Here is a 10,477-nt window from a genome sequence, read left to right as displayed (position 1 = left end):
GGCCGCGCCGGGGGGCGGGCGTGCCGGCCACAGGCTCACGCGCCCGCCGCCCCGGGCGTCACGTCGGCTCGGCCCCGAGGACCGGGGCGACCCGCCCCGTCCCGGGGGACCGGCCGCCTCGGCTCCCCTGTCCGCAGCCATGCCGGGGCGGCCCGCCACCACGGACGGCACGAGCGGGCGGCGTTGCCCGCACGCCGCCCGCACGCCGCCCGCGGGCTCCGGCCACGTACCATGGCGGCATGTCGTTCCTCCGCCGCCGCAGCGCCACGCCCGCCGGGCCCGACTTCGACGTATTGGCCATGGACCCCGGCGACTGGCCCGGGAACCTGGGCGCCGGCCTGCTGCCCGCGCCCGACGGCAGCTGTCAGGGCGTCTTCCTGCGCTACGACCTGTTCGGCGGCCGCGGCCCCGCGATGATCATCGGCAACCTGCCGGCCGGCTCCCCCGCCCGCGAGGTCCCCGAGGGAGAGATCCCGTTCGAGGTGGCCCAGCTGCTGCTCGCGCTGGAGAACGACGAGGAGATCACGGTCGTCGGAGCCGAGGACGTACCGGTGATGCAGGGCGACAACCTGCTCATCGTGCGCCGCCTCAAGCTCTCCGAGAGCCGGATCTCCTGCGTGCAGTTCGACCGCAGCGACGGCGTCCTGGTGACCATCGCCGCCTGGGACCGCCCCATCACCGACGACCTGTACGCCCTGCTGAAACCGCTTCCGGCGGAGCTGTTCCAGCAGGGCTGACCCGGCGGTCACCGCGGGGTCGCGAGCGCGGCGTCCGGCGGCGCGCACGTACGCCACCCGGTGGGCAGGCGGGCACCGCCGCCGGGTTCTTCCGCGAGGTGCGGGGCCAGGCCACGTGACCCGGGTACCGGAACGGATGGCCGCCCAGCCGCCCCACCGGCCGGCACCCACGGCCACTGCGGACATCCGCGCACACGGAATCCGCGGTGCGCCCCTTCGCAGGCACACCGCGGACCGTCGACCGTCGTCTCAACGCGTGCCGACCGCCGCACGCACCGCCCGCCGGGCCATCTGGCAGTCGTCGTGCAGCCGGCGCAGCAGCAGCCGCTGTTCCTCGCCGGACGGCGCGGCACCCGGGTGGGCGGGAGCCTGCGGTACCGGAACCGTGTCACGCATCGAACGCTGCACGGCCGTCTCGTAGGTACGGATCTCCCGGGTCAGCACCAGCATCAGGTTCACCAGGAACGCGTCACGTGCGGCAGGCCCCGCCGACTGGGCGGTCTGGCTGATCTGGCGGCGAGCCGCCGGGGCGTCACCGAGGACCGCCCACAACGTCGCCAGGTCGTAGCCGGGGAGGTACCAGCCCGCGTGCTCCCAGTCCACCAGCACGGGACCGGCCGGTGACATGAGGACGTTGGACAGCAGCGCGTCACCGTGGCAGAACTGGCCCATGCCCTGGCGTCCGCCGGCCTGGGCGATACCGTGCAGCAGCTTCTGCAGGTCGCCCAGGTCCCGGTCGGTGAGCAGCCCCAGCTCGTGGTACCGGGAGATCCGGGCGGCGTAGTCCAGCGGGGCGTCGAAGGTGCCGGCCGGCGGTCGCCACGCGTTGAGCCGGCAGATCGCGCCGAGCGCTGCCCTGATGTCCGCCCGCGACGGGGCTTCCAGCGGGTGCCGCTGCAGCGCGGCCACGCGCCCCGGCATCCGCTCGATCACCAGCGTGCAGTTGTCCGGGTCCGCTGCGATCAGCCTCGGCACCCGCACGGGAGGGCGGTGCCGGACGAACGAGCGGTATGCCCCTATCTCGTGCCGGATCCGCTCCGCCCATGCGGGGGAGTGGTCCAGTAAACACTTGGCGACCGCCGTGCTGCGCCCGGTCGTACCGACCAGGAGCACGGACCGCCCGCTGCGGCGCAGCACCTGGACCGGGGCGAACTCGGGGCAGATCCGGTGCACGGAGGTGATCGCCGTGCGCAGTTGGGCGCCCTGAGGGCCGGACAGGTCGATTCTCCCGCTGAGCTGCTGCGTGCCGGGGCCCGCGCCGCGCCGCGCCCTGCCCGCCCCGAGCACCGGGGCCGCCGGACGAGCGGGGGCGAGATAGGGGCCGCCGCCCGCCGCCGGGCGGGGGTGCAGCGATCGCTGCGGGGCGGACACGGAGGACGATGCTGCGTACATGGGCGAGACAGATCCCTTCGTGTGCCTGCTGTGCCTGTCTGGAGCGCGGTGCCCGACCGTCGAGTACGGGAGGGAACGCCTTCCGAAAGCCGTCGCGCTGCCCGACCGGCCGCCTGGGATCACCCTGGGGAGTAACCCCGCGGCGACCGGGTCGGGGTGGCGCATTCCTACCTGACACCCGTCCGCCCGTGGCACACCATCTGGCGCACCCTGGCGAACGGTGGCGAATAGTCGCCCGGCAACCTGCACGGGGCTACTGTCAACTCAGCCGAGAACCTGGGGGCTTGACGTGAGCGGAGAACCCAACACCCGTCTGTCGGACCTGTTCGGCCTGGCCGGCTGGTCCAAGGGCGAACTCGCGAGGCTGGTCAACCGGCAGGCGGCGGCCATGGGCCACCCCCAGCTGGCGACCGACACCTCGCGGGTGCGGCGGTGGATCGACATGGGGGAGATCCCGCGCGATCCGGTGCCGCGGGTGCTGGCGGTTCTGTTCACCGAGCGTCTCGGCCGTGTCGTGACCATCGAGGACCTCGGTCTGGTCCGGCACGGGCGTGCGGGGAAACGGCCACGCGGCGGGAGCGAGGAGCATCCCGACGGAGTGCCGTGGGCGCCCGAGCGGACTGCGGCGGTCCTCACCGAATTCACGGGAATGGACCTCATGCTCAACCGACGCGGCTTGGTGGGCGCGGGCGCCGCGCTCGCCGCGGGATCAGCACTCAGCAACGCCATGCACGACTGGCTGCACACCGACCCGGCCCTGGCTGCCGACGCTCCCGACCTCCGCCACCCCCTGCACGCCGACCCCGCGGGGTTCGACCGCTACGAGGCCGCACCCATCGGGTCGCAGGAAGTGGAGGAACTGGAGCGCTCGGTCGAGGTGTTCCGCGCCTGGGACGCCGCCCGTGGCGGCGGCCTCCAGCGCAAGGCCGTGGTGGGCCAGCTCAACGAGGTGGGCGGCATGCTCGCCTACCACCACCCACCCCATCTGCAGCGGCGCCTGTGGGGCGTCGCCGCCAACCTCGCCGTCCTCGCGGGCTGGATGTCGCACGACGTCGGCCTGGAGCCCACGGCCCAGAAGTACTTCGTCATCGCCACCCACGCCGCGCGCGAGGGCGGCGACCGTCCCCGGGCCGGCGAGGCGCTCTCCCGGGCGGCCCGCCAGATGGTCCACCTGGGCCGGCCCGACGACGCGCTCGATCTGATGAAGCTCGCCAAGACCGGATCCGGCGAGGAGGTGCTGCCCCGTACCAGGGCCATGCTCTACACCATCGAGGCCTGGGCCCAGGCCTCGATGGGCAAGGGCCAGGCGATGCGCCGCACCCTGGGACGGGCCGAGGACCTCTTCGTCTCCGACAAGGCGAACGTGCCGTCGCCCGACTGGATGCAGACGTTCAAGGAGGAGGACCTGTACGGCATGCAGGCCCTCGCCTACCGGACGCTCGCCGAGTTCGAGCCGGGGGCCGCCGTACACGCGCAGCACTACGCCGAGAAGGCGCTCGCCCTGCGGATCGACGGCCGGCAGCGGTCGAAGATCTTCGACTACCTGTCCATGGCGTCCGCCTGCTTCATCGCCGACGACCCGGAACAGGCGGACCGCTACGCCCGCCTCGCCCTGGTGTCCATGGGGTCCAACTCCTCCCAGCGGACCTGGGACCGGCTGCGTGAGATGTACCGGCTCACCGCCGAGTACGCCGACTATCCGAAGATCCAGGAGCTGCGCGAGGAGATCAAACTGGCGCTGCCCAAGGCCAAGTCGACCAAGGGGAGGGGGAGGGGCGGCGCCAGCGCTCCGGCTTAGCGTGCGCGACGCGTCGCCCCAGGCGTCACACGGGCCACCAGCACGCAGGCGTCCTCCTGTCCCAGGTGCCCGCCGAACTCTTCCGTCACGATCCGTACGCCGTCCTGTGCGGAGCCCACCCCGGTCAGGCGGGGCCCCAGGGAGAGAAGCCGCCGCACGTCCGCGGGGGCGAGTTCGCCGGTGTGCAGGAGCAGCAGGTCGCCGTCTTCGAGGGCCGCCTCGGCCTGCCCGGCCAGTGCGCGTCCCGTCCCCCGGCGGAACAGCAGCGGGACGAGGTGTCCGGCGTGTGCCCACGTCAGAGTGCGGGTGTGGGGCCGGTAGGAGCAGTACAGGGCGCCGCGGACGGGCGGCAGGGCGGTGGCTTCGAGCAACCGGTCCAGTCGGTCCGGGAGTTGTGCGGGCCGGGTGCCCGCCGTGGCCAGACCGCGCAGGGCGCCGATGCTCATCGCCGGACCCTGCGCCCCGTCGGGACCCGGGCCGGTGAGGTCGCCGACGCTGAGCAGGGTCTCGTCGCCGGCGAGCGGGCACGCGTCGTACCAGGCGGTGCACGGGGGTGCTTGGGCCGCCGAGGCCGTCGGGGCTGTCGGGGCTGTCGACGGCAGGTACCCGGCGGCCAGGTCCAGGCCCGGCCGCCCCTCGTGCGGGAACCGCAGGAGGCCGTGCCAGGGCGGCAGCACGGCTTCCCGCGGTTCGACCGCGGCCCGTTGCCCGGTGTCCGCGGGCAGCGGGTGGCGGCTGAGCGAGTCACGGGTCTCGCTCACCACCCGCTGGCTGCGGCGCAGTTCGCTGACGTCCCGCAGTACCGCCCACATCGAGGCGGTGCTGCCGTCGGCGTCGAGCACGGGCTCGCCCATCATGTGCACGGTGCGTACGGTGTCGTCGGGGCGCACCACGCGGAACTCGCCGTCGATCGGCCGGGCGTCGACGAGGCAGTCCGTGACCATCGCGGTCAGTTTCGGCCGGTCCTCGGCGAGTACCACGGACGGGAGTTCGTCCAGGCTGAGCGGGGCGGCGGCGGGGTCGCGGCCGAGGATGTGGAAGAGTTCCCCGGACCACTCGGCCTCGTCCGTCAGCAGGTTCCACTCGGCGCTGCCGACCCGGCTGAGCAGCGAACCGGGCCGCGGCGCGGGGGCCGGCCCGTCCCGGAGCTGCGCCAGGTGCTCGTCGATGTCACTGAGCTGGTGCAGTGCCAGGTCGTACAGGGCGCGCTGCCAGCGCCCGCGGGGGTCGGTTCCGTCGCCCTGGCTGTCCCGCCGCACCGCGTCCACGTCGCCCCTCAACCGCCGCGCCTGCGATATCAGGGCCTCGACCGAGCCGTGCCCTGGTGGCTGGGCGGCTGGGTGGTCCGCGGAGAGAGGGGACGACATGACGCACTCCGATGTGCAGACGGTACGACCAAGGCGGAACTGAGGCCGGCGGGAGGACCGTTACGACTCTTACACAGCCCGCGACGCCCCGTAAGTGATTTGGCAACACACGATACGGTGGTGCTTCTGGCATATGCCACAGTCTTCCCGGAGCGACTTCGGCACCCGGACGACGTAGGGGGCTCGAAGGTCAAGTCGTAGGATTCCTACGGGACTTGACGGCACCGAAGCCCGAGTTGCGTCGTCGTCCTGGTGTTCGGTGAATCCTTGTTCTATGGCCGATCGTGCGGCGTCGGGCGGGGCGCCAGGTCGACGGGTGTGCGCGCGCCCGTCTCCAGGGCCCGTACGCCGGCCTCGGCGACGACGGAGGCGGCGTACCCGTCCCAGGTGCCCGGACCGGTGACCCGGCCCCGCCGGGTGGCGTCGACCCAGGCCTGCACCTCGCGGTCGTAGGCGTCCGCGAACCGTACGAGGTAGTCCTGGGGCACCTCCTCCCGGGCGCCGCCCGCCGCCGTCACCACCATGGTGCGCGCGTCCCCGATCCGGGCGCTGCCCGCCTCGCAGACGGCCTCGCAGCGCACCTCGTAGCCGAAACCGCAGTTGACGAAGATCTCCACGGCGACCAGGGCGCCGCCCTCGGTCTCGAACAGCACGAACTGAGGATCGAGCAGACCCTCCGGCGCACCCCCCGACGGACGCGGCCGGAGTACGGTCACCGCGGTCAGTTCCTGCCCGAGCAGCCAGCGGGCCGCGTCGATCTCGTGCGAGACGGAGCTGGTGACCAGCATCGCGGAGGTGAAGTGCGGCGGGGAGGACACGTTGCGGTGGACGCAGTGCAGCATCAGGGGACGGCCCAGCCGCCCGCCGTCCAGCAGCGATTTCAGCTGTCGGTACTCGGCGTCGTACCGCCGCATGAACCCGATCTGCGCCAGCCTCCGGCCCAGCCGGGCCTCCGCCTCCACCACGCGCAGGGCGCCCGCGGAGTCCGGCACCATCGGCTTCTCGCACAGCACCGGAAGCCCGCGTGCGAAGGCGGCCAGCAGCGCCTCCTCGTGCGCCTCTCCGGGCGAGGCGATCAGCACGGCCTCGACCCCCGGCGCGTCGAGCGCGGCCTCGGTGTCCGTGTGGGCGACGACCCCGCCGATCCCGCCCACGGCCGCTTTCGCCCGTTCGACGTCGGGATCCGCCACCGCGGCGACCCTGGCCCCGCTCACCACCCCGTCGAGACGTCGTATGTGATCAGCGCCCATGTGTCCCGCGCCCAGGACCGCCACACCCAGAAGTTCGCTCACGCTCCGCCGACTCCTTCCCCGTCCGCCGCACACCCGCGAAGAGGCGGGTACGTGTACGGCGGACAGGGTTTCACGGTCGTCAAGAGGGGCGGGGTCCCCGGGTGGGGCGGGGCAGGGCGGGCGTCAGTAGCGCAGTACTCCGGCGATACCGTCCGCCTCCCCGAGCGCGCCGTCCGGCACGAAGCGGACGTCGGCCCCGGTCTCCAGACACCGCTCGACGATCTCGTCCACGACGTCCTCGCGGGCCTCGAGGTCGTCGCCGTCCGCCGGGACCAGATGCTCGCCGTCGTCGCGCACGGTCACCCGGAAGTTCTCCTCGACGGCGAGGAGCCGTACGCGGCCGGTCCGGGCGCTCTCCCACAACTCGTCCACGCCGGCCGCGAAGTCCTTGCGCCCGCGGGCCGCCTCCAGTTCCCTGGCCACGGCCTCGACGGAGCCACGCGCCTCGTCGTCGAGCACCGGCCGCACCGCCTGCCACACGGCCTCGGCCGTGCCGTGCGCGAGGCCCCCGTGCGGAACGAGCACCGCGTCCGCCACGGCACTTCCGGCCTCCGCCAGCAGCGACAGCGCGGCCTGCGGGCCGGTGACGTACAGCGGCCGGGGATGCGCCCGCAGGACCCTGCCCATCGTGGCGTCGGCCTCGCGCAGGAACCGCCGGGTTCCCTCGTCCCGGAACGTGCTCGGCGCGTCGCCGATCCGCTCCTGGCGTTCGGGGTCGAAGTCCTCCGGGGGCCGGTCGAGGGGGAACCCGCCGGTGCGGTCCTCGACGACCCGGCCCGCGCCGCCACTCCACAGCGTGACGCGGTCGGTGGCGACCGACAGCACCCAGAACGGCCGCTCGGCGGCCTGCGCGGCGACGAGGTTGCGGGTCAGGAAGGTGTCCGACAGGACCACGCGCTCGGGCACGGTACGTGCGAGCGTCCAGACCTGGTGCTCGCCCGGGGCGGCGAAGAGCGCCAGTCCGTCCTCGGCGTGCGTCAGGTCGACCTCGGCGAGGGCCCGGTCGAGTTCCCGGGACACCTCCGTACGCCGTACTCGGGTGACCGCCGGATCGTCTTCCAGCTGCTTCTTCGCCTCGGCGACCACGTTGCGCAGTCGGACGGAGTCCTGGGCGTTGTCCGGTTCGCGGCGGTGCGTGGGCGTCAGCACGGACACGGCCGGGTACGGGCGGGGGCGCCGTAGTCCGGCGAGGGCGGCGGGACTCAGATCGTGCTCCATGTCTGCACGATAGATCCGATGGGCATGTCGGGCATTCGGGGCAATGCGCCTTAGCTGTGATCCGCCGGCCGCTTCAGTCGTCGCCCCCGGCGGTCCGGGGCGCCTCGGAGCCGCAGGAACTGCCGTCGGGCGGCAGGGAGCCGTACAGCAGGAAGTCGTCGACCTTGCGGTGCACGCACTCGGAGGAGGCGTAGCCGGTGTGCCCCTCGCCCTTGTTGTCGAGGACCACGGCCGAGGGGCCGAGCCGCTCGGCCGTCTCCACGGTCCAGCGGTACGGGGTGGCCGGGTCGCCCCGGGTGCCGATCAGCAGCATTTTCGAGGTGTCCAGGTCCTTCACCTGGTCGCGGATGTAGTCGGTGCCCTTGGGCCGGCCGTAGCACATGAGCACCTGGGTGAGCCGGTACCGGCCGAAGACCGGGGAGGCCTCCTCGTACCGGGCGCGCAGCCGGCCCAGGGACCCCGCTACCTGCTCCGCGGTGGGGCGGTCGGGGTCGTCGGCGCAGTTGATCGCCATCAGGGCGGCCGGCAGGTTGTCCATGGGGATGTCCTCCTGGTCGGTGAGGCCGCCGTCGTCGTCCGCGGGACCCCGCGCGCGGACCGGGAAGGTGACGCCGCCGGACACGAAGCCCTCCAGGCCGCGGGTGTCGCCGTCCTCGAGCAGCTGGGCGAGCGCCCGCTGCAGCATGGGCCACAGTTCGCGGCTGTACAGCGCCTGACCGATGGCGCCCACCATGTCCTGCCCGGAGAAGGGCTCGCCGAAGTCCGTCGGTACCGGGTCGGAGTCGAGCGAGGCGACGAGCTGGACGACCTGGCGGCGGGCTGCCCGGGCGTCCTGTCCGAACGGGCAGGCGATGTCCTCCACGCACCAGTCGAGGAAGTTCTCCAGCGCGGTCTGCTGCCCCCGGGCACCGGCCAGCCCCTGCTCGGTCAGCGGTTCCGTCAACGTGTCCACGCCGTCCAGCACGACCCGGCCGACCTTGTCCGGGAACTGGGCGGCGTAGACCGCGCCCAGCCGGGTTCCGTAGGAGAAGCCGAGGTAGTTGAGCCGGTCGTCGCCCAGTGCCCGGCGCATCACCTCCATGTCGCGGGCGGCGTCGACCGTGCCGATGTGGGGGAGCACGGGGCCGGAGTGCTTCGTGCACTCGGCGGCCGCGTCCCGCAGGCGCCGGAGCACGTCCTGCGGGTCGGTGAGCTCCTCGTCCCCGTCCGTGGCCTCCATGATGTCCAGCGTGGCCGGGCCGCAGGTGACCGGCGAGGACCGGCCGACGCCGCGGGGATCGAAGGTCACCACGTCGTAGCCGTTGGTCAGGTGCATGAAGTCCTTGCCGCCGGCGGAGAGTTCGCTCACGCCGGAGCCGCCCGGCCCGCCGAAGTTGAGCAGTACGGAGCCACGTGAGTCACCGGTCGCCCGGTACCGGGCGAGGGCCAGGTCGAGCGTTCCCCCTTCGGGCCGGTCGTAGTCGAGGGGGACGGTGACCTTCCCGCACTGCAGGTCCTTCGGTGAGTCCATGCCCTCGCACGACGACCAGGTGATGTCCTGGTCGTAGAACCGGGACAGGCCGGGCTCGGTGTCGTCCGCGGTCGCCAGGGGCAGCCCCGCACCCAGCAGGGCCAGCGAGAGCGCGCCGGTGACCGCGCAGCGCCGGACCGAGGGCCGAGTCGACAGCTTGGCCAGCATCGATGCCTCCCGGGCGCCCCGTCGCGGACCGGTGCTCGGCGCCCTCGATCACCATAAGCGGGCCCCGGACGCCTCGCCTCCGGGCGCTGCCGCCGGGCGCGGGAGGTGGCTTCCCTCCGTCCATGCCCGTGGGTCGTGGAACCGGCGGTGCAATGCGTGGGTCTCCCCGGCCGGTTCCGGCACGGGACCCTCCACGGTCGCGCCGGGAGCCGCCTCGTGCGCCGCGGGCGTCCGCACGGGCGGTGCGGGGACGTCCGGTTCCGTCCGCCCGGGCCCCGAGCCGCTCCGACGACGCGACGTGGACGACGCCCCAGGTCCACCGGGCGTGCGCGGCGGCGTGTACCGCCAGGTCCACCAGGCCTGCGCGCGGCGGCGTGTACCGCCAGGTCCATCAGGCCTGCGCGCGGCGCGCACTCCAGGCCCACCAGGCGTGCGCGCCGCGCGTATCGGGCAGTGCTCGCCGGACGTGTACGCGGTGGCCGCGGCACGCCTTCCGGGAGTGAGGACCACCGCCTTCGAGCGCGGCTTCCGGGGCGGCTCGTGGCCGGCGTCGGGGAGTGACTCGGGAGCCGGTGCCGTTCCCGCGTCCGCGACGCTGTTCAGCGGCGCGTGCGCGGCCGTGAACGGTCCAGCGCGGCCACGCCGAGTGCGGCCAGGCCGATCTGGATGAGCCACTCGACCCAGTCGACGCCGTCGGTGTCGGCCACGTCGAACGCCGTCGCGATCCACGAACCGATCAGCGCGGCCACGATGCCGACGAGGATGGTCCACAGGACCCCGATGCGCTGACGGCCCGGGACGACGAGGCGGCCCAGGACGCCGATGACGACACCGATGACGATGGCACTGATGATTCCGTCGATCTCCATTTCCGCCCCTTCTTGTCAAGGCCCCCGCGCCAGTGCGTGTGCCCGTTGCGGGCGGGCGCAGTCCGCCGGGGGTTCGGGGCGTGCGAAGGGCCGGTCCGCGGCTGCGGACCGGCCCGTGGTGTTCCC

The 10,477-nt window shown here is 73.4% G+C and carries 8 protein-coding genes; 2 read left to right on the top strand and 6 right to left on the bottom strand.

All coding sequences use genetic code 11. The features are described 5' to 3' along the window. The first annotated feature begins 239 nt into the window (after nucleotides 1–239). Complete coding sequence (locus tag ACP4IX_RS30795; protein ID WP_426524321.1) at nucleotides 240–737, top strand: hypothetical protein; 498 nt, start codon at nucleotides 240–242, stop codon at nucleotides 735–737. A 249-nt stretch (nucleotides 738–986) separates the two neighbouring features. On the opposite strand, the gene ACP4IX_RS30790 is transcribed toward ACP4IX_RS30795, so the two are convergent. Continuing rightward, nucleotides 987–2,129 (bottom strand): aminoglycoside phosphotransferase family protein, encoded by a 1,143-nt coding sequence (locus ACP4IX_RS30790; RefSeq protein WP_426524319.1) that lies wholly within the window; start codon nucleotides 2,127–2,129, stop codon nucleotides 987–989. A 289-nt stretch (nucleotides 2,130–2,418) separates the two neighbouring features. Here ACP4IX_RS30790 and ACP4IX_RS30785 point away from each other — a divergent pair, with 289 nt between their 5' ends. Next, nucleotides 2,419–3,927 carry a hypothetical protein gene (locus ACP4IX_RS30785; RefSeq protein ID WP_426524317.1) on the top strand — a complete coding sequence of 503 codons (1,509 nt, stop codon included), beginning with the start codon at nucleotides 2,419–2,421 and terminating at the stop codon, nucleotides 3,925–3,927. On the opposite strand, the gene ACP4IX_RS30780 is transcribed toward ACP4IX_RS30785, so the two are convergent. From ACP4IX_RS30780 to ACP4IX_RS30760, 5 genes are all read right to left on the bottom strand, one after another. Continuing rightward, nucleotides 3,924–5,294, bottom strand: a complete 1,371-nt coding sequence (locus tag ACP4IX_RS30780) for a SpoIIE family protein phosphatase (protein WP_426557797.1) — start codon at nucleotides 5,292–5,294, stop codon at nucleotides 3,924–3,926. The two genes, ACP4IX_RS30785 and ACP4IX_RS30780, sit on opposite strands and share 4 nt — an antisense overlap. Before the next feature lie 272 nt (nucleotides 5,295–5,566). Next, the gene (locus ACP4IX_RS30775) at nucleotides 5,567–6,586 is read right to left on the bottom strand and encodes a Gfo/Idh/MocA family protein (RefSeq protein WP_426557795.1); all 1,020 of its coding nucleotides are present in this window, start codon (nucleotides 6,584–6,586) and stop codon (nucleotides 5,567–5,569) included. 123 nt (nucleotides 6,587–6,709) lie between these two features. Then, nucleotides 6,710–7,804 carry a chemotaxis protein gene (locus ACP4IX_RS30770; RefSeq protein ID WP_426557793.1) on the bottom strand — a complete coding sequence of 365 codons (1,095 nt, stop codon included), beginning with the start codon at nucleotides 7,802–7,804 and terminating at the stop codon, nucleotides 6,710–6,712. Between the two features lie 73 nt (nucleotides 7,805–7,877). Continuing rightward, nucleotides 7,878–9,482, bottom strand: a complete 1,605-nt coding sequence (locus ACP4IX_RS30765; RefSeq protein WP_426557791.1) for an alpha/beta hydrolase — start codon at nucleotides 9,480–9,482, stop codon at nucleotides 7,878–7,880. A gap of 599 nt (nucleotides 9,483–10,081) precedes the next feature. Further along, on the bottom strand, nucleotides 10,082–10,351 hold the full coding sequence (locus ACP4IX_RS30760) for a GlsB/YeaQ/YmgE family stress response membrane protein (RefSeq protein ID WP_426524307.1): 270 nt from the start codon (nucleotides 10,349–10,351) through the stop codon (nucleotides 10,082–10,084). Nucleotides 10,352–10,477 lie beyond the last annotated feature (126 nt).

The sequence above is a fragment of the Streptomyces sp. WG5 genome, assembly GCF_049974565.1.
In the GTDB taxonomy this organism is placed as follows: domain Bacteria; phylum Actinomycetota; class Actinomycetes; order Streptomycetales; family Streptomycetaceae; genus Streptomyces.
This window is presented reverse-complemented; position numbering and strand designations above follow the sequence as displayed.

What these genes read in the sequence shown, in the direction of transcription:
- ACP4IX_RS30795 (WP_426524321.1), top strand. Translation starts at nt 240, where the DNA reads ATGTCGTTCCTCCGCCGCCGCAGCGCCACGCCCGCCGGGCCCGACTTC.
- ACP4IX_RS30790 (WP_426524319.1), bottom strand. Translation starts at nt 2,129, where the DNA reads ATGTACGCAGCATCGTCCTCCGTGTCCGCCCCGCAGCGATCGCTGCAC.
- ACP4IX_RS30780 (WP_426557797.1), bottom strand. Translation starts at nt 5,294, where the DNA reads ATGTCGTCCCCTCTCTCCGCGGACCACCCAGCCGCCCAGCCACCAGGG.
- ACP4IX_RS30770 (WP_426557793.1), bottom strand. Translation starts at nt 7,804, where the DNA reads ATGGAGCACGATCTGAGTCCCGCCGCCCTCGCCGGACTACGGCGCCCC.
- ACP4IX_RS30765 (WP_426557791.1), bottom strand. Translation starts at nt 9,482, where the DNA reads ATGCTGGCCAAGCTGTCGACTCGGCCCTCGGTCCGGCGCTGCGCGGTC.
- ACP4IX_RS30760 (WP_426524307.1), bottom strand. Translation starts at nt 10,351, where the DNA reads ATGGAGATCGACGGAATCATCAGTGCCATCGTCATCGGTGTCGTCATC.